The sequence below is a fragment of the Pseudochrobactrum sp. sp1633 genome (assembly GCF_030376605.1).
Lineage (GTDB): Bacteria > Pseudomonadota > Alphaproteobacteria > Rhizobiales > Rhizobiaceae > Pseudochrobactrum.
This window is the reverse complement of the sequence record NZ_JARRAE010000003.1, coordinates 292,368-310,853: the sequence shown is the minus strand read 5'-3', so window position 1 is coordinate 310,853 and position 18,486 is coordinate 292,368. Positions and strand designations below refer to the sequence as shown.

The 18,486-nt window shown below is 51.4% G+C and carries 15 protein-coding genes; 5 read left to right on the top strand and 10 right to left on the bottom strand.

The genetic code is table 11. The features are described 5' to 3' along the window. Window positions 1-94: 94 nt before the first annotated feature. Window positions 95-1,297, top strand: a complete 1,203-nt coding sequence (locus tag P8H26_RS05275) for a YbfB/YjiJ family MFS transporter (protein WP_289631813.1) — start codon at window positions 95-97, stop codon at window positions 1,295-1,297. On the opposite strand, the gene P8H26_RS05270 is transcribed toward P8H26_RS05275, so the two are convergent. The 4 genes from P8H26_RS05270 to P8H26_RS05255 all read right to left on the bottom strand — a co-directional run bounded on the left by P8H26_RS05270 (window position 1,281) and on the right by P8H26_RS05255 (window position 4,155). Further along, on the bottom strand, window positions 1,281-2,282 hold the full coding sequence (locus P8H26_RS05270; RefSeq protein ID WP_289631812.1) for a GlxA family transcriptional regulator: 1,002 nt from the start codon (window positions 2,280-2,282) through the stop codon (window positions 1,281-1,283). The two genes, P8H26_RS05275 and P8H26_RS05270, sit on opposite strands and share 17 nt — an antisense overlap. A 12-nt stretch (window positions 2,283-2,294) precedes the next feature. Then, window positions 2,295-2,849, bottom strand: a complete 555-nt coding sequence (locus P8H26_RS05265) for an isochorismatase family protein (protein WP_289631810.1) — start codon at window positions 2,847-2,849, stop codon at window positions 2,295-2,297. A gap of 114 nt (window positions 2,850-2,963) precedes the next feature. Further along, window positions 2,964-3,464: a GNAT family N-acetyltransferase gene (locus P8H26_RS05260; protein ID WP_289631809.1), complete on the bottom strand. Its 501-nt coding sequence runs from the start codon at window positions 3,462-3,464 to the stop codon at window positions 2,964-2,966. Between the two features lie 73 nt (window positions 3,465-3,537). Further along, the gene (locus P8H26_RS05255) at window positions 3,538-4,155 is read right to left on the bottom strand and encodes an invasion associated locus B family protein (protein ID WP_289631808.1); all 618 of its coding nucleotides are present in this window, start codon (window positions 4,153-4,155) and stop codon (window positions 3,538-3,540) included. 619 nt (window positions 4,156-4,774) lie between these two features. Here P8H26_RS05255 and P8H26_RS05250 point away from each other — a divergent pair. The 3 genes from P8H26_RS05250 (at window position 4,775) to P8H26_RS05240 (ending at window position 8,282) form a co-directional block, all read left to right on the top strand. Then, entirely contained in the window at window positions 4,775-6,685 is a 1,911-nt protein-coding gene (locus tag P8H26_RS05250) for an extracellular solute-binding protein (protein WP_374708224.1), read from the top strand. 14 nt (window positions 6,686-6,699) lie between these two features. Further along, the gene (locus tag P8H26_RS05245) at window positions 6,700-7,374 is read left to right on the top strand and encodes a DsbA family oxidoreductase (protein ID WP_289631807.1); all 675 of its coding nucleotides are present in this window, start codon (window positions 6,700-6,702) and stop codon (window positions 7,372-7,374) included. A 98-nt stretch (window positions 7,375-7,472) separates the two neighbouring features. Next, window positions 7,473-8,282, top strand: coding sequence for a class I SAM-dependent methyltransferase (locus P8H26_RS05240; RefSeq protein WP_289631806.1), 810 nt, complete (start codon window positions 7,473-7,475; stop codon window positions 8,280-8,282). 38 nt (window positions 8,283-8,320) lie between these two features. Here the strand turns inward: P8H26_RS05240 and P8H26_RS05235 are convergent, their stop codons facing one another. The 4 genes from P8H26_RS05235 to P8H26_RS05220 all read right to left on the bottom strand — a co-directional run bounded on the left by P8H26_RS05235 (window position 8,321) and on the right by P8H26_RS05220 (window position 13,715). Next, entirely contained in the window at window positions 8,321-8,854 is a 534-nt protein-coding gene (locus tag P8H26_RS05235; protein ID WP_289631805.1) for a hypothetical protein, read from the bottom strand. A gap of 187 nt (window positions 8,855-9,041) precedes the next feature. After that, the gene (locus P8H26_RS05230; protein ID WP_289631803.1) at window positions 9,042-9,854 is read right to left on the bottom strand and encodes an alpha/beta fold hydrolase; all 813 of its coding nucleotides are present in this window, start codon (window positions 9,852-9,854) and stop codon (window positions 9,042-9,044) included. A gap of 19 nt (window positions 9,855-9,873) precedes the next feature. After that, complete coding sequence (mfd, locus tag P8H26_RS05225; RefSeq protein ID WP_289631802.1) at window positions 9,874-13,371, bottom strand: transcription-repair coupling factor; 3,498 nt, start codon at window positions 13,369-13,371, stop codon at window positions 9,874-9,876. Window positions 13,372-13,412: 41 nt separating this feature from the next. Beyond that, window positions 13,413-13,715 (bottom strand): succinate dehydrogenase assembly factor 2, encoded by a 303-nt coding sequence (locus tag P8H26_RS05220; RefSeq protein ID WP_289631801.1) that lies wholly within the window; start codon window positions 13,713-13,715, stop codon window positions 13,413-13,415. Window positions 13,716-13,825: 110 nt separating this feature from the next. Between P8H26_RS05220 and recG the strand changes: the two genes are divergently transcribed. Then, window positions 13,826-15,958, top strand: coding sequence for an ATP-dependent DNA helicase RecG (gene recG / locus P8H26_RS05215; protein ID WP_289631800.1), 2,133 nt, complete (start codon window positions 13,826-13,828; stop codon window positions 15,956-15,958). A gap of 52 nt (window positions 15,959-16,010) precedes the next feature. Here recG and P8H26_RS05210 read toward each other — a convergent pair whose 3' ends face one another. After that, on the bottom strand, window positions 16,011-16,517 hold the full coding sequence (locus P8H26_RS05210) for an AAA family ATPase (RefSeq protein ID WP_289631799.1): 507 nt from the start codon (window positions 16,515-16,517) through the stop codon (window positions 16,011-16,013). An 84-nt stretch (window positions 16,518-16,601) separates the two neighbouring features. Further along, a complete protein-coding gene (gene glmS / locus P8H26_RS05205; RefSeq protein WP_289631798.1) occupies window positions 16,602-18,425 on the bottom strand; it encodes a glutamine--fructose-6-phosphate transaminase (isomerizing) in 1,824 nt (607 codons plus the stop codon). Between the last annotated feature and the right edge of the window lie 61 nt (window positions 18,426-18,486).

Below are 18,486 nucleotides of genomic sequence, written 5' to 3'. Positions count from 1 at the left end.
TTTGACTTATTACATTTCGTTATGCGGATTATTCATCACAAGTGCGCGCAGAAATCCGCTATGGGTAGTTCAATACACTTATACCGGAATGAATATGATGCCCTCTGCAAACCAAGCTCAAAAACATGAAAATGCTCTGGCCGTTGTGCTGGCTTTGGCAATGGTTCCGGCGCTGGGTCTTGGTTTTGCGCGTTTTGCCTATGCGCTTGTACTGCCGGATATGCGGGCGGATTTGCACTGGTCTTATGCTGATGCAGGCTGGATGAATACCAGTAATGGTATTGGCTACCTTCTCGGCGCCCTTCTGGCATCACGGCTGCTTCGTGTTGTCAGCGCCTATAGAATGATGGTCGTCAATATCTGGATTGTCGTTATATCACTGGCCTTATGTGCCGTGTTCCGCGATGTATTCTTGCTGAATTTTGCCCGCTTTCTTGCAGGTCTCAGCGCAGGATTAGCCTTTGTTGCTGGCGGCTTACTGGCAACAGGACTGGCACAACGCCATCCCGAGCGCAGTTCTGTTATTCTCGGTATTTTTTATTCAGGGCCCGGCATTGGTATCTTTATATCCGGTCTTGTTCTCCCGTTTTTGATTGACCGGCTCGGCGCAGGCTCATGGCCATATGCATGGGCAGCACTGGCTCTGCTTGCAGCGCCTCTTGCTTTGCTGTTATTCGGCGCTCGCGGACAAACTGTTACACTCTATAAGCCGGATCAGAAAAATGGACATTATCGGGTCGGTTACAAACAAATGGGCTGGATATTGGCCGGCTATTTATTCGTCGGCGCCGGTTATATTGCCTATATGACCTTCATGATTGCATGGGTGCAAAATTCCGGTGGCAGTGCCATGCTGCAATCCGGATTCTGGCTTGTGATCGGGTTTGGAGCTATTTCATCCCCTTGGCTCTGCGCAGGCATTCAGAAAAAACTGCTCCACGGCCGCGCCTTCGCCCTTCTGTCACTGATTACTATGACTGCGTCGCTTTTGCCGATTTTCTCATCCGGTTTTGCAGTGTTGATGATTTCTGCAGCCAGCTTCGGTTGCGCTTTTTTCGCTGTTGTGGCCTCCACAACCGTTTATGTGCGCCGCAACCTGCCGCCGCAAGGCTGGGCGGCGGCAATCGGCATGATGACGGTGATGTTCTCCATCGGGCAGATTTTCGGCCCTGTGCTGATCGGCCTGATAAACGACCTTACGCATAATCTTTCCAGCGGTTTATGGGCTTCGGCTGCGTTACTGCTGCTGGCTGTTGTTTGTGGCGTAGCGCAGCGCGATCTTACGCCTGCTCAGTAATCCGGCGATAATGGCTTGGCGGCACTGCATTATATTTCGCCCAGACACGGCGCAGATGACGGGCGGAGGTGAAGCCGGTTTTCTCGGCGATATTCTCCATACCCAATGGCGAATTGGTCAGAATATCTTTTGCCAGTGTCACACGGATCAGATTGACATACTCCGTCACCGTCAGCCCCGTATGCTCCTGAAAAAGACGGGACAAATTTCGCACGCTCATAAAACCGGTATCAGCCAGCTCTTGCAGTGACCAGTTGCGCGCCGGATCGGCAATAATCGCATCCTGAATACGATGAATTGCCGGATGAATATGATTGCGCCCGCTGAGCCACGGCGAAAATTGCGGCTCACCACCGGTACGCCGCATATAGACAACCATGTAGCGGGCGATGTTCAGTGCCACGACCGGTGACGTCAGCTTTGCCACCAGATGCAGCATAAGGTCAGTTCCGGTGGAAATACCTGCACTCGAATAACGTGTGCCGTCTTCCACATAAAGCCGGTTATCCAGCACACGCGCCGCCGGAGCAATAGCGCGCAACTCATCGACGGACAGTGCATGCGTCGTGCAGGCATAACCATCGAACAAACCGGCACGCGCAGCGATCAGGGCACCGGAGCAGATCGTTACCAGATGCATTGAAGACCGGAAACCCGTCTTCAGCCATGTAGCCAATTGCCGGTATTCCGGCTCTGGATCGGTTGCTTCTGCCGGTGCTGTGATAGTGCCGCATATAAGAATATAGGCATCATCCGGCAGATGTGCGGGCAATGGTGCAAGCCCTGCAACGGCCAGCCCGATTGAACTCACCTGCTCCACTTGTGTTGAGACAAAATGATAATCGAACAGAATGTCCTGTTGCTCGGCATTGGCACGGCGCAGCACTTCCACCGGCCCCGCCACGTCCAGCAGCAAGATATGCGGCGGTACAACAACATAGACAGGTATAATCTTTGGGGTCGTCGTACCGCTTGGCTTATTCACAATCCTGTTTCCTTATAGTGTGACAGCCTGAAGCGCTTCTTCAACCGTAGCAATACGAGCAAAACGCCCTGCGAGAACCAGCTCCGTGCGCATTTTAATATCCTCAACGGAGAAGACCTGCCCTGAGGCATGTGTCATCGGAAAAGTCAGCGTGGCTTCTGTTACATAATCAACCTGATAGCCCAGATCGGAAGCATGGCGTGTTGTCGTCTCGCAGCACTGTTCAGTTCTGATACCGCAGATAATCAACTTGCGGATACCGCGCTCCGTCAGCCAGACATTCAGCCCGCTTTCCACCAATGCAGAATGCCGCTGCTTGTAAAACTGCACGGTTGGCTCGATCTCCAGACCTTCCAATGTGCGGACAAAACCGCTCTCCAGCCGGAACACATCATCATTATCCGTGTGCAAAATCTGCACGACAGGAATAGTGCGCTTTGTAGCACCATCAATCAGTGCCTGCACGTTCAGTATAAAAGGACGGGCAATATTATCCTGCCAGACGGCGCGCTTGCGAAAAGATTCCTGAACATCAATAACGATCAGAGCAGTATCAGTAGCGGACATTTTAGGTAACTCCTGAGATGTGATATAACAGAAATTACCGCACTAAAACATAATGGAAAAGCCAGCATCAGGACAATGACCGGACATATCCGGCCATTATTTATATCAAGTAGTTTATGCCGGAATGTGATAGGTCACAGCCATATATTTCGGCTTCTGCTCAGAGGATACAAGCTGGCCACCCAGAGTTTCGGCAATCTTGCGGCTTGCCAAATTCTGTTCCGCCACAGGATAGACGAAATAATCCGCGCGCAAGGCACTCTTCGCCCAATCGAACACAGCAGTGACCGCTTCTTTACCAAAGCCCTGCCCGTGCACATCCTCGCACATCCACACGCCGAATTCCGGTGTGGCCGTTGTAGCCCGATGCACACCGATAATACCGATATAGCGCCCGCTTTGCTGATCTCTGGCCACGAAATGATAATCCGTGCCCTTCAGGAAGCGCTCTTCCCATAAAACCTTATTTTCCAGAAATTCCTCAAAAGAAGTTGGTGGCTCCCACGCCATGAAACGGGTGAGCGTCGGGGTAATGTGGCTGTACATTTCCGCAGCATCCTGCGGCTCATATATCCGCAGTTTCAAGCGCTGCGTCGTGAGCTCCGGTCTTTTCATTTTATTCTCCCCTTTTTCCCAATAAAAAAGGGCGCCAGAGGCGCCCTTTAAAGATTTTTAGCTGTGAAACAGATCAGTTACCGGCTTTTGCCTTTTCCTGCTCTGCTTTCATCTTGGCTTCAAATTCTTTCTGGCGCTTCTGAACTGCGTCCTGCAGTTCTTTCTGACGCTGTTCCAGTTCGTTCTGCTGCAAGCCTTTGCCGCTCAGTGCATCGGAGAAACCGGAAAGCTGAACGGTGATCGGATTTGGCTTGTTCTGGAAGTTCACTGAAGTCAGAGTCAGTTTGCCGCCTTTTTTCAGCGCATTGACCATTTCGTCAGTCAATGGTGCTTCAGCGATACAACGATCCGGGAAGCAAATGCCGTATTCAACCTTGGTTGTTTTATTGGCATCAATCTGCATGCCGATACCGGCAGGGATCAAACGACCGGTCGGAACAGAAACCTGAAAAATCTTACGATTAATCTTGCCTTTGATTTCGATCAGGTTGATCGCGGTCAGCAACTGACCGGAATCTGCAGTCACAATATTCTGTGTATTGCAAATATCATTATCTTCCTGCTTCGAGCAGACCTTGAACCATCCCTGCGGCGGCAGCTGTTGAGCTGTGGCCGGAAGGGTCGCGGTTGCAAGCAGGGCAACGGCGCCGGCAATTGCGGATGCGGCAGCGAATGTCTTCGTGCTGGTCATGATCAACAGGTTCCTTTCAACACTCTGATCTGAATTCCAGAGCGCTTTTTATTTTCCCAAAACGGAAAAAATCGCTCTATCAATTTGTTTCTTGCGCAATTTCAAGCAGAAAACCGGTTTCCGCCCTTTAAAATTGCTTTAGGAGACAGCTGCTTCGGATAAAGAAACAGCCCGTATTCTTTTGAAGAACTGTTGCCTTGCATATCAGGATAACATTTCCCCGGAACGGATCAGCCAGTGAACCGATTTTTCGCAACCATGACTGCGGATAAAATACGGCAACAGCGTGACCCTGTGTTATTTGCGGTGTTACACTGCCTGCAAGGCTTTATCCAGTGCCGTTTTATTAACCATAGTTTTTTAACGGTAAATTGCGCTATAAAAACAACGTAATTCCTGCCCGGCCTGCCAGAAAAGCAAATCCGGTGAGGGAATTACAGAAAATTTAATTCTGCTGCTTCCTGCATATTCCGGCTAAAAAACCGGTTTATAGATAGCATCAGATACGAATCAGAAATACAACCTTTGCTGTGTAATTCTGAAAACACGAATAAAGACGCAAAGCTCAATCCGCACAGGATTAGCATATTCAATAAATTTACCGGATAGTGATTGACCAATGACCAAGCAGTTTCTGCCTTTCCCGCAAAAAATCAACAGGCGTCATCTGCTTGCCATGCTGGGAACATCTGTCTTGGCAGCAACATCCGGTGTGCAATTTTCTACCTTCCCTGCACAGGCGCAAACCACCGCGCCTGATCTGAGCGCCTCGCCTTCCTATGCGCTCTCTATGCATGGCGATATTGCTCTGAAAGCGGACTTCAGACATTTTCCTTATGCCAATCCGGATGCGCCTAAAGGCGGCAGCATTACCTATGGTGTGGTCGGCACATTCGATAGCCTCAATCCTTTTGTGTTGCAGAGCATGCGCACCACGGCACGCGGCATGTTCAATGATGCGGATTTCGGCAATCTGATGTTTGAAACGCTAATGCAGCGTTCAGCCGATGAGCCTTTCACACTTTACGGCCTGCTGGCAGAGAGTGTTGAAACGGATGATGCACGCAGCTTCATCGAATTCACACTGAACGAACAGGCAAAATGGTCTGACGGTAAGCCGGTGACACCGGAAGATGTGATTTTCACCTATGAAATTCTGACGGAAAAAGGCCGTCCGCCATACAATGCCCGTATGAACCGGATTGCCAAAATCGAGAAAACCGGCGAGCGCGGCATCCGTTTCACCTTTAATGAGAAGGCGGACAGAGAGTTCCCTCTCCTGCTGGCAACGACAATGCCGGTATTGCCAAAACATGCGGTCGATCCTGAAACATTCGGCAAGGCTTCTCTCAAACCTCCTGTCGCCAGCGGCCCCTATACTGTGAAAAGCGTCAAACCGGGAGAGCGCATCACCTATCAGCGCAATGCGGATTATTGGGCAAAAGACCTGCCAAGCCGCCGTGGTTTCAGCAACTTTGACACGATTGCAATCGAATATTTCCGCAATGAAACCTCCTATTTTGAAGCTTTCAAAAAGGGCATCGTCGATGTTTATCTCGACGGCTCACCTAATCATTGGAGCAAGGCTTATAATTTTCCGGCAGTGACGCAGGGCAAGGTCATTAAAGACACGTTTGTCAAAGGCACACCTGCCAATATGCTCGGCTTTGTTTTCAATACGCGGCGTGAGAAATTTGCCGATGTTAAAGTGCGTCGCGCACTCTCTGAGCTCTTTGATTTTGAATGGGCAAACCGCTCGCTGTTCTCCGGCCAATATGACCGTATGGCCAGTTTCTGGCAGGGTTCGGAACTATCATCGGTCGGGCGTTCTGCCAGTGATGGTGAGAAGCAGTTGCTGGCAGCCTATACGGATAAATTACTACCGGAAGTTATGAGCGGCACATGGAAGCCAGCCACAACCAACGGCAGCGGGCATGATCGCAAACCTGCCAAGAAAGCCTATAGCTTGCTAAAACAGGCAGGCTTTACATTCAAAAACGGCATAGCAACCACGCCGGAAGGCTCATCTTTAAGCTTCGAGATCATGACCCGCTCGGTCGATGAGGAGAAGCTCGCCCTTGCCTATAAGCGCAATCTGGCGCGTCTCGGCATTCTCGCAGAAATCCGCAGTGCTGATGATGCGCAATATCAGCAGCGTTTGCAGAATTTCGATTATGATATCATCATCGGCGCGCTAACGGCCTCCCTCTCACCCGGCAATGAGCAATGGATGCGCTGGGGCTCCGGCTCGCGCGATGCATTGGGCAGCTTCAACTATCCGGGTGCACAGGATGCTGCCCTTGATGCGATGATTGAGGCTATGCTCGCCGCCAAAGACAGGGCTGCATTCACCGATGCAGTACGTGCCTTTGACCGGCTGCTGATTTCCGGCAGTTACTATCTGCCACTCTATTATTTGCCTAAACAGCAGGTTGCACGATGGTCGCGGATAAAATATCCGGAGAAAACCTCGCTTTACGGCTATCAATTCCCTACATGGTGGGCAGAAACCACCTCTGACAACAAATGATGACTGGTAATTTCATGACAAACAAACAAATCACAATCGATGTTATTTCCGATGTCGTCTGCCCGTGGTGCTATCTTGGTCGTCAGCGTTTGAAAGCTGCGCTTGAAATGTTGCCTGAGCTGAATGTTGAAGTGCATTGGCGTCCGTTTCAGCTCGACCCGACCATTCCGGCAGGCGGCAAAGAGCGTAAGCGCTATCTGGTCGAAAAGCTTGGCTCCCAGAGCCGCGTGAATGAAGTGCATGACCAGCTGATCGCTACCGGCAAAGAAGAAGGCATTGAGTTCGACTTCGATGCGATTGAAGTGGCACCAAATACGCTGGATGCGCATCGCCTGATCCGTTGGGCGGGTGAAGTCAGCGCGGAAGTGCAGGATCGCGTTGTTGGTGAATTATTTTCGCTCTATTTCGAGCAGGGTGAAGATATCGGCACCCATGAAATCCTGCTCGAAGCAGCAGAAGATTCCGGCATGGAATTCACAATCATTGAATCATTGCTCGAAGGCGATACAGACAGCGACAATGTGCGTGCGGAAATCGCTGTTGCCGGACAGATGGGCGTGACTGGTGTGCCGTGCTTTATTCTGGATCAGAAATATGCCGTAATGGGCGCACAGAGCGCCGAGGCTATGGCTGATGCTATCCGCCAGATTGCAGAAGGTTATGAGCCGGGTTTGAGCGAAGATCGCTGATCTTTTAAATATCTGCAACAATCTTGTCCTAAGGCTCTTTGGTGCTCGCCAAAGAGCCTTTTTTTCGTCTTTGCAATTAAAATCGAGGGGCATTTTCCATGACAAATCAACCTGACGATGATGCTCTGAAGCGCTCCGTCTCAGACCACTGGGAGGCAAATGCCGAAACCTGGACGAAGCATGTCCGTGCCGGCTACGATATTTATCGTGATGCACTGCACACACCGGCTTTTCTGGAAATGCTGCCGGATGTTGAAGGCTTAAACGGGCTTGATGTCGGCTGCGGTGAAGGTGCGAATACACGCTCGCTTGCCCGCGCCAGCGCAAAAATGACCGGCATTGATATTGCGCCGACATTTGTGCGCCATGCTTTGGCGCAGGAAAATCAGGAGCCGCTCGGCATTCACTATCTGACAGCCGATGCTTTACATTTGCCATTTGACGATGCGCAGTTTGACTTCGCCAGCGCTTTCATGTCGATGATGGATATGCCCCAACAAGGCGATGTACTGAAAGAAATTTTCCGTATTCTCAAACCGCAAGGCTTCTTTCAGTTCACCATTCTGCACCCGTGCTTTGTGCCGCCGTTTCGCAAGAATGTGCGTAATGAGGATGGACAAGTTATCGCTGTGCAGGTGGCGGATTATTTTGTCGATATTGACGGAAGTGTTGAGACATGGTGGTTCTCAAATCTGCCGCAAGCAGAGCGCGAACAATCCAAACCATTCAATATTCCCCGCTTTCACCGCACATTGAGTGAATGGATCGGCATGATCAACATGGCAGGTTTCACTCTTGAGGCCAGTGTTGAACCAATGGCCTCAGAAGAACTGGCAGCACAGGAAAAAGTGGTTGCCGATACGCGGGTCACGCCGATTGCATGGATTGTGCGCCTGCGAAAACCGTGAGGCATCGCAGGCTCATTTATAAGGAAGCCAGCGCTACCTTAATTTTGTTTGGAGATAGAAAGTTCAAGTGAAGCAGTTCCTTCAAAGTATTTTTTCGTTGTGGTGCTACCAATTTTGGTATTCCCTTTTTTCATTGAGAACACCCCACGATTTTTCAGCTCGAATGAGTAACCAGCCTGTACGAACTCTTTAAGCATACTCATATTGAAAGTTACGACATTCTCTGTCCTATTGGTTATTACATTGCAGCCCCTGAACTCACCAAACAAGACTATCGGATCAAATACGACCTGAATGTGATCCCACTCACTGAATATAGTCTTTTCTCCCGGCGTCTTCAGCCCGACAATGTACCCAAAATTTAAATTTGCTTTTTTAAAACCGTATTTTTGCAAAGCTGCATAGGAAACAGCTGGACTTTGCCCTTCAGCAGAGAGACGGCATTGCTCGACAATGATTGGCATTATTGTTTGAATTTCTGGAGATGCTTCCCGTTCTTTATTCCGTTCTTCTAAAGTCTTAACGCAACCAGATAATAACAATCCAGAAAAAAGCAAAACACCAATACGCATAATTCCACCCGAAATATCAAAGTTTAAAACGTTAATATTTGTCAGTAGAAAATACCTTTAATTTAAACAATAATACTTAATAAATACATTTAAACTAAATTTAAAATATAATATTATAATAAAAAACTTACTTTCAAATCAACAACACTAATTGATCTGAAAGCCCGTCATAATCAAGTGAATACTATCAGCCGCGTAGAAAGCGTTCTAATATGCGGTTAAACAGTTGCGGCTTTTCCAGAAAAGCTGCATGGCCGACCTGTGGTAGCAGGAATATCGTCTCTTCCCAGAGGTTTTTATAATTCAGGGATGCGATATGCGCATTGTTGATGAAATGATCCTCGGCGCCATTGAGAATAGCCAGCGGCACAGGACAATTCTCAGCCATATGCTGCTGGTCAGCGATATTCTCCGCCAGAATATTCTCGAACATTGTCTGGCGTGTCAGCCCGTCGGTTCTGCGTACGGCATCCACCATAAAGGCCGGTGTCGGCTTATCCGGATGCACGACATGGCGTGCATAAGATTGTGCCTGCGCATCATCCAATTCGCGCTGGCCACCATATTTCAGTGCTTCACTGGGCACAAAAGCCTGCCCTACCGCATCCGCATCTTTGGCAAATGGTGGCGTGCCGGTGATCATCAAACGGCTGACCGGTGCCTGCTGCGCAATCATTTCCAGACCAATATGTCCGCCAAGCGACCAGCCAAACACGGCAGCAGATGTCACATCCAGCGCTTGCAGTACATCGACAGCAGCTTGCGCATAGCCATGCAATGTATAGCTCTTTTGCGGATCAGCAGCATTATTGGAGGCACCATGTCCCGGAAGATCAAAAGCGATCAGCCGGAAATCATGCGCCAGCGAGGATTCAAACTGCTTGTGAAACACTTCCTTGCAGGCAGAATTGCCATGAATAAACAAGATTGGCGCGCCCTTACCTGCGCTGGTCATGATTTCAAGACGGCCATGTCTGGTTTCAACAAGCTGCTTTTGCATTTTATCCCCCCTGTTTTGCTTATTCTCCGGCGATTTTTGCCAGCTGTGTCATGATCACCGCTGAGCCGGTCAGGCGTTTTTCAGCGGTCGGATAATCGCGAATAAAGACAATGCTGTGATCCGGCCGGATCTTCGCCAGCGAGCCTTGTGCCGCAATCATCTGCACCAGACCTGCCGGATTCGAGAAGGTCTTGTCACGGAACTGAATAACAATACCCTTCGGCCCCGCATCCAGTTTCTCAACATTGGCCTTGCGGCACAGCGCCTTGATGAACACGATCTTGAGCAGGTGCTGCACTTCTTCCGGCAGCGGACCAAAACGGTCGATCAGCTCGGCACCAAAACCATCAATCTCCTGCGTTGTATCCAGATCGGCCAGACGGCGATACAGACCAAGACGCAATTGCAGATCCGGCACATAGGATTCCGGTATCATCACCGCTGTGCCAACCGCAATTTGTGGCGACCAATGGCTGTCCACCACAGGGCCTTCGGATTTCAGCTCGGCAACGGCCTCTTCCAGCATTTGCTGGTAAAGCTCAAAGCCGACTTCCTTGATGTGACCGGATTGCTCATCACCCAGCAGATTACCTGCACCGCGAATATCCATATCGTGGCTGGCCAGCTGGAAACCAGCGCCCAAAGTATCCAGCGATTGCAGCACTTTGAGGCGACGCTCGGCAGTCTGGGTCAGCGTTTTGCCTGCAGGTAGCGTGAACAGTGCAAATGCACGCTGCTTGGAACGGCCAACGCGGCCACGCAGCTGATAGAGCTGTGCCAGACCAAACATATCCGCACGATGCACGATCATTGTATTGGCGGTCGGAATATCCAGACCGGATTCCACGATGGTTGTGGAGAGCAGTACATCATATTGCCCGTCATAGAAGGCATTCATAATGTCTTCCAGCTCACCGGCAGCCATCTGCCCATAGGCCACAGCAACTTTCAGTTCCGGTACATGCTGGTCAAGGAACTCTTTAATCTCAGCAAGATCGGAAATACGCGGACAGACATAGAAACTCTGACCACCGCGATAACGCTCGCGCATCAGGGTTTCGCGGATGACCAGCGCATCAAAAGGTGAAATGAAGGTACGCACCGCCATACGATCAACCGGCGGCGTGGTAATCAGCGACAATTCACGAACACCGGTGAGCGCCAGCTGCAACGTGCGCGGGATCGGCGTTGCGGTGAGTGTCAGCACGTGAATGTCGGATTTCAGGTCTTTCAGGCGCTCTTTATGCTTCACGCCAAAATGCTGTTCTTCGTCGATAATCAGCAGGCCGAGATTTTTGAACTTGATCGAATTACCAAGCAGCGCATGGGTGCCGACAACGATATCCACGGTGCCCTCTTCAACACCCTTCTTGGTCAGTGCCAGTTCTTTAGAGCCAACGAGACGCGAAGCGTGAGCGACATTGATCGGCAAGCCGTTAAAGCGGGTGGAGAAGGTTTTGAAATGCTGGCGTGACAACAGCGTGGTCGGCACCACAACCGCGACCTGATAGCCGTTCAAAGCCGCTACAAAAGCCGCACGCAGCGCGACTTCGGTCTTACCAAAGCCGACATCACCGCAAACCAGACGATCCATCGGCTTGCCATCGCCAAGATCGTCAAAGATCGCATCAATGGCGCGCTGCTGGTCTTCCGTCTCATCATAAGGGAAGCGCGCGGCAAACTCGCCATAAATACCTTCGGGCGGCAAGAGTACCGGCGCACCACGCATCGCGCGTTCCGCAGCAATACGAATGAGATGGCCAGCCATTTCCAGCAGCTGTTTCTTGAGCTTGGCTTTACGAGCCTGCCATGCGCCGCCGCCGAGCTTATCCAGAATGGCGGATGAGCCCTCCGAACCGTAGCGCGACAGCAGCTCAATATTTTCAACCGGCAGGAACAGACGATCGTCACCGGCATAATGCAGCTCAAGGCAATCATGCGGCGCACCGGCAGCAGTAATCGTACGCAAGCCAACAAACTTACCGATACCGTGATCGACATGAACAACGATATCGCCTGCGGTCAGACTACCGGCCTCAGAGATGAAATCGGCATCGCGTTTGCGTTTCTTGGTGCGGCGGATCAGGCGATCACCGAGAATATCCTGCTCGGCCACCACAACGAGATCACCGGCATCAAAGCCGCTTTCAACCGCCAGCACAGTTGCGGTGATCTTATCACGCGACAGGGCTTTGACTGTACGCAGGTCTTTGACTGTCTCGATCTTTTCCAGACCATGTTCATCCAGTACCTGTAGCAGACGGTCAAGCGAGCCTTCCGTCCATGCGGCGATCATGATCTTTTTGCCGCTTGCCCGCAGCTCAGCGATATATTTGGTTACCGCCTCGAACAGATTGACGTCTTTAGCGGCGCGCTCTTCAGCAAAGCTGCGGCCTTTATGAGCATCCGCATGGATAATATGCCGGCCACTGGCCTCAGGCGCTTCAAAAGGTGTGAGGTCATAGCGCTTGCCATTGGCCTCTGCTGCCTCTTCCACCTTACGCAGCGACATATAGAGCTGGCTTGGTGCCACAGGCTTATAGGGAATAGCATCAGCAGCTTCTTTGCCTTCTGCCTGTTTCTGGCGGGCTTCATAATGGTCAAGCACCAGCTTGTGACGCTCGGCAATGGCTTCCGGCACCAGATGATCGAATACAACAGGCATTGCGCCTGTGTGATCGAACAGCGTTTCCATCTCGTCATAGAACAGCGGCAGCCAGTGCTCCATACCGGCAAAGCGGCGTCCTTCCGAGATCGCGGCATAAAGCGCATCATCCCGTGACGGTGCACCAAAGGCAGCGATATAATTCTTACGGAAGCGGCTGATCATATCCGGCGAGAGCGTAATCTCGCTCATCGGCTGGAGTGTAAACTCCTTATGCGTCTCAGTGGTGCGCTGCGAGGCCGGATCGAACGCACGGATACTCTCCAGCGTATCACCAAAGAAGTCGAGGCGCAGCGGTTCCTCCGCACCCGGTACGAACAGATCAAGAATACCACCGCGTACGGCAAATTCACCGACATCACGCACCGTCGGCACGCGTTCAAAGCCGTTACGCTCAAGGCGTTGGGTCAGCTCATCCATATTCACGCGATTGCCGGGACGGGCAGAGAAACTCTGTTCAGCCAGCACGGCGCGTGGCGGCAGTTTCTGCAATACCGCATTGGCAGTGGCAATAATCAGCGCCGGATGTTTCTGCTCACGCAAAGCGCTCAGCTTACTCAGCGCATTCAGACGTCTGGCTGATACCGTTGCACCGGGGGAAACGCGGTCATAGGGCAGACAGTCCCATGCCGGAATATGCAATACCGGCAGTTCCGGCATGATAAAGCCGATCACCTGCTCAATATCAGCCACGCGCTGCCCGTCGCGCGCGATAAACAGCACCGGCCCTTTATCACCCGCCTCTTCCAGAATTTTGGCCAGCACAAAGGCTTCATAACCATCGGCGACACCGTCAATCAGCACATGATTAACGAGTACCGGTTTCAGACCAAGTTTGGAAAATACGGGCATAGGATGACTCTGCTATGTGTACGAACTTCTGATTTATAAGATCAATAGTCGATTTTATCGCGGAACAAAATAAGATCACGGAACAAAACCGTGTCAAAAGCTTCCGGTGTTTTGTCTTCGCCGGTAATCCATTTGAACAGATCGCGGTCGAGCACTTCGAGCAGGCGATCGAACTCATTCAAAGTATCTTCATCCATCGTCGCAATATGCATGTCGGCATATTGACCAAAGATCAGATCCATTTCTTTCATACCACGGTGCCATGAGCGGAACAGCAACTTACGACGACGCGGATCCAGCTGTGCGCCTGCCTCGGTGCCCGATAATTTACTGCCTGTGCTCATATCACTCTCCGGAATAACGTCTGTGCATTCAATAATGTTACCAGCCATATAACGCGGGATGAGCGCGATGTCAGCTTGCAAGTTAATAAGATCTAAGTAAGTTTGCTTTCATGCGTCCAAGTCTGCTTGATCCCCTGTTTGCATCTGTCCGCACCCTCACCGGTATCGGACCCAAAGTCTCTGCTCTGCTGCTGAAACTGCTCGGCGCGGAAAGCGCGACGATGCTTGAGCCGCGTGTGGGACAATTGCTGTTCTTACCGCCAAACAGTGTGATTGACCGGCGCAACCGTCCGGGTGTGGCTTTTGCGCAAGAAGGTGCGGTGGTCACGCTGGAAGTGACGGTTGATGAATATCAGTTCTCACCCTCTACGGCCAAATCAGGTGCCTTTATGCGTGGCTCCGTGCCCCATCGCATTTATGCCCATGATGATACGGGCGAAGTAACACTGGTTTTCTTCCGTGCCCAGCGCCCGTGGCTGGAAAAGAGCCTGCCGCTCGGAGAGAAAGTCATCGTCTCCGGCAAGGTGGAATGGTTCAACGGCCGCGCTTCAATGGTGCATCCCGATCATATTGCGCCGATAGACGGCAGCGATGATCTGCCATTGATTGAGCCGGTCTATCCGCTGACTGCCGGTCTTTCACCCAAAACACTGGCACGCGCAATGCGCGATGCGCTGACACGCATTCCTGATCTGCCGGAATGGCAAGACAAGACGCTGATGCAGCGGGAGGGCTTTCCGTCTTTCTCGCAAGCTTTGCATCATCTGCATCTGCCGGAAGAGCCGGAAGATATTGCGCAGGACAGTCCTTCTCGCCGCCGCCTCGCCTATGATGAATTTCTCGCCGGACAAATGGCACTGGCGCTGGTGCGCGCCAAGACCAAGCGTCTCTCCGGTCGCCCGCTCAATGGTACAGGCAAAATCACCGCGCAGATATTGGCCAATCTGCCCTATAGCCTGACGAAAGGTCAGGAACAGGCGGTTAAAGATATTATCGGCGATCTCAAACAGCCGGAACGCATGCTGCGTCTGCTGCAAGGTGATGTCGGTGCCGGCAAAACTGTGGTTGGCTTACTGTCTATGGCACATGCGGCGGAATCCGGCGGGCAATCTGCGCTGATGGCACCGACCGAAGTACTGGCACGCCAGCATTATGCCACTATTGCGCCATTGGCTGAAAAATCCGGCTTAAAAGCAGCGCTGCTGACAGGCCGCGAAAAAGGCAAAGAACGCCAGCGCATTCTCGATGAACTGGCGGATGGTACAATCCATATCATTATCGGCACCCATGCGCTGTTTCAGGATAAGGTCGATTATCATGATCTGGTGCTGGTGATTATTGATGAGCAGCATCGTTTCGGTGTGCATCAGCGTCTGCAACTTACCGCCAAGGGCACCGCACCGGATATGTTGGTAATGACCGCAACGCCGATCCCGCGCACGCTGGTGCTAACCGCCTTTGGCGACATGGATGTCTCCAAACTTACAGAGAAACCGGCAGGCCGCCAACCAATCACCACCGCGATTGTGCCAAGTGAGCGGTTAAGTGAAATTGTTGACCGGATGCGCAAAGCAATCTCTGAGGGGCAGAAAATTTACTGGATATGCCCGCTGGTGGAGGAATCAGAACATGTTGAGCTGACCTCTGCCGAAGAGCGCTTTCAGTCCTTTCAGCCAATCTTCGGAGACAAGCTTGGCCTCATTCATGGCCGCATGACCGGCGTTGAAAAAGACGATGCCATGCTGGCTTTCAAACGCGGGGATACCCGCCTGTTGATTGCCACCACGGTGATTGAGGTTGGTGTGGACGTGCCGGATGCCACCGTGATTGTGATTGAACATGCCGAGCGCTTCGGCCTGTCGCAATTGCATCAGCTACGCGGTCGTGTCGGGCGTGGTGATAAGCCGTCCACTTGTCTGCTGCTTTATAAAGGCCCGCTGGGTGAGATTGCCAAAGCGCGTTTGCAGGTGATGCGCGAGACAGAAGACGGTTTCCGCATTGCCGAAGAAGACCTGAAACTGCGTGGTGAAGGTGAGCTGCTCGGCACCCGCCAGTCCGGCACGCCGGGCTTCAAACTCGCCTCAATGGAAGCGCATACCGACCTGCTGGAGATCGCCCGTAAAGATGCACGGCTGATGCTGGAGCGGGATATTGATTTGCAAAGCGAGCGCGGTCAGGCACTGCGGTTGCTGCTCTATATTTTCGGCCGTGACGAGGCAATCAGACTGCTCAGAGCAGGATAACAAAAAGGCGGCTTATGAGCCGCCTTTTTGTTATCCAATCGTCAATATAATATTATTTTGCTTTAATCACAGAAATAATTTCATTCGCACATTGGAGAGCTGATAACTGAAAACTATCCAGCCGCAATGGCGTTGTTTCCCAAGGCTCATAGTTACGACTAATTACCTGATGCCAATCTGGAGACTTTTTCCCCTCATTATCTGCAATACGGCTTTCCACGCGAGAACGATGTTCGTTTTGATTTGAGCAATAAATTTCCACCTCTAAAAATGGTACATTTGCAAACACAGCAACATCTCGGAATGCTTTTCGTGTCAAATTTATTGCGTTTACTGAATCAATGATAACCAATAAGCCTAAACGTAAATTTTCTCTTGCTACGTCATAAGCCACGAAGTATCCCTCTGGTCCTATTTTGGGGTTTTTATCAAGAGACGATGCACTGATAGCCTGTTCAATTGTATCGATATGCAGATACACCGCAGCTAACTTCTCAGCCAGCAACTTCGCAATCGTGCTTTTTCCGCTTCCTGGTAATCCACCCAAAATGATCAACATGTTAAATTTCCCTAGGAAAATTAATAGACATCACCTTTGTCTTGTTCAAACCTCAACTATCTACCTAACATCATATTGAATTAATTATTCAACAGTCACAGATTTTGCCAAATTACGCGGCTGATCCACGTCTGTTCCCATGAAGACGGCAGTGTAATAAGCCAACATCTGGATCGGCAGCGCATAGACCAGAGGCGCGATGAATTCCGGCACATCCGGCATAATCAGCACGGAATGCGCATTCACATTGGCGTGTTTTGCACCTTCTTTGTCAGTGATCAGGATGATGCGGCCGCCACGGGCTGCCACTTCCTGCATATTCGACACGGTCTTTTCATAAAGACGATCAAATGGAGCAATCACAATCACCGGCATGGTTTCATCGATCAGGGCAATCGGTCCGTGCTTCAGCTCACCGGCTGCATAGCCTTCTGCGTGAATATAGGAGATTTCCTTGAGCTTCAGCGCGCCTTCGAGAGCCAGCGGATAGGATGTGCCGCGACCGAGATAAAGCACATCTTTGACATTCATCAGATCGCGGCAGATGGCTTCGACCTTAGGTGCCAGTTTCAGCGCTTCATGTAGCACACCGGAGAGATTGCCCAGCTGATCAACCAGCTCCTTCTCTTCTTCAGGTGTAATGGTTCCGCGCGCCTTGGCAGCAGACAGCGCCAGTGAAGCTAAAACCGAAAGCTGACAGGTGAAAGCCTTGGTCGATGCCACGCCGATTTCAGGCCCTGCCAGTGTCGGCAGAACAATATCGGCCTCACGGGCAATCGTGGATTCACGCACATTGACCACAGCTGCAATCGGCAGGCCTTGCGAGCGGCAATAGCGCAGCGAGGCCAGCGTATCGGCGGTTTCACCCGACTGCGACACAAACAGTGCCAGCGTATCAGTTGAGAGCGGCATTTCACGGTAGCGGAATTCCGATGCAATATCGATTTCCACCGGCAGACGCGCATAGCGTTCCAGCCAATATTTGCCGATTGTCGCGGCATAATAAGCAGTACCGCAGGCGGAAACGGCCATGCGGTTGATCTTCGACCAGTCGATATTATTGACATCTGTGCGGATCGACGAGGATGCGAAATCCAGATAATGCGCCAGTGTGCGAGAAATCACTTCCGGCTGCTCATAGATTTCCTTTTCCATGAAGTGCTTATAGTTGCCCTTGTTGACAACATAGGCACCACTGGCCGACTGCTGCACAACGCGGCTGACCGCATTATTGCCTTCATCATAGATGGCTACGCTGTCACGGGTCAGAACTGCCCAGTCACCATCTTCCAGATAGGTCACTTTATCTGTGAAAGGTGCCAGCGCAATCGCATCGGAGCCGAGGAACATTTCCCCTTCGCCATAGCCGATTGCCAGCGGCGAACCGCGACGCGCCGCAACCAGCATTTCGTTCTCGCCGGTGAACAGGAAGGCCAGCGCAAAAGCACCGCGCAGACGGCCAAGCACGTTGCGCACCGCATCAACAGGTGCATCACCGGAGCGGATATTGCGTGCTACCAGCTGCGCCACAGTTTCCGTATCCGTATCACTCTGGAACTTTACGCCTTCCGCTTCCAGCTCAGTGCGTAGTTCGGCAAAATTTTCGATAATGCCGTTGTGTACAATCGCAACCTGCTCGGTGGCATGGGGATGCGCATTGCGTTCAGTTGGTGCGCCGTGGGTTGCCCAGCGTGTATGACCAATACCGATTGTTCCGCTCAGCGGTTCTGCTGCCAAGCGGTTCTCCAGATTAACCAGCTTACCTTCCGCACGGCTGCGCACGATCTGATCCTCGACCAGAGTGGCGATACCGGCTGAATCATAACCGCGATATTCCAGACGCTTCAGTGCATCCACAAGCCGCATAGCGACCGGCTGTTTGCCAACAATACCAATAATTCCGCACATGAGTGTCTGTTCCTGTTGCGTCTTTGTTTTAAGGTCTGACCTATAGGTCTCAAGACCACAC

What these genes read in the sequence shown, in the direction of transcription:
- P8H26_RS05250 (WP_374708224.1), top strand. Translation starts at nt 4,775, where the DNA reads ATGACCAAGCAGTTTCTGCCTTTCCCGCAAAAAATCAACAGGCGTCAT.
- P8H26_RS05265 (WP_289631810.1), bottom strand. Translation starts at nt 2,849, where the DNA reads ATGTCCGCTACTGATACTGCTCTGATCGTTATTGATGTTCAGGAATCT.
- P8H26_RS05220 (WP_289631801.1), bottom strand. Translation starts at nt 13,715, where the DNA reads ATGAGCACAGGCAGTAAATTATCGGGCACCGAGGCAGGCGCACAGCTG.
- P8H26_RS05235 (WP_289631805.1), bottom strand. Translation starts at nt 8,854, where the DNA reads ATGCGTATTGGTGTTTTGCTTTTTTCTGGATTGTTATTATCTGGTTGC.
- recG (WP_289631800.1), top strand. Translation starts at nt 13,826, where the DNA reads ATGCGTCCAAGTCTGCTTGATCCCCTGTTTGCATCTGTCCGCACCCTC.
- mfd (WP_289631802.1), bottom strand. Translation starts at nt 13,371, where the DNA reads ATGCCCGTATTTTCCAAACTTGGTCTGAAACCGGTACTCGTTAATCAT.
- P8H26_RS05275 (WP_289631813.1), top strand. Translation starts at nt 95, where the DNA reads ATGATGCCCTCTGCAAACCAAGCTCAAAAACATGAAAATGCTCTGGCC.
- P8H26_RS05245 (WP_289631807.1), top strand. Translation starts at nt 6,700, where the DNA reads ATGACAAACAAACAAATCACAATCGATGTTATTTCCGATGTCGTCTGC.
- P8H26_RS05260 (WP_289631809.1), bottom strand. Translation starts at nt 3,464, where the DNA reads ATGAAAAGACCGGAGCTCACGACGCAGCGCTTGAAACTGCGGATATAT.
- P8H26_RS05230 (WP_289631803.1), bottom strand. Translation starts at nt 9,854, where the DNA reads ATGCAAAAGCAGCTTGTTGAAACCAGACATGGCCGTCTTGAAATCATG.
- P8H26_RS05255 (WP_289631808.1), bottom strand. Translation starts at nt 4,155, where the DNA reads ATGACCAGCACGAAGACATTCGCTGCCGCATCCGCAATTGCCGGCGCC.
- P8H26_RS05240 (WP_289631806.1), top strand. Translation starts at nt 7,473, where the DNA reads ATGACAAATCAACCTGACGATGATGCTCTGAAGCGCTCCGTCTCAGAC.
- glmS (WP_289631798.1), bottom strand. Translation starts at nt 18,425, where the DNA reads ATGTGCGGAATTATTGGTATTGTTGGCAAACAGCCGGTCGCTATGCGG.
- P8H26_RS05210 (WP_289631799.1), bottom strand. Translation starts at nt 16,517, where the DNA reads ATGTTGATCATTTTGGGTGGATTACCAGGAAGCGGAAAAAGCACGATT.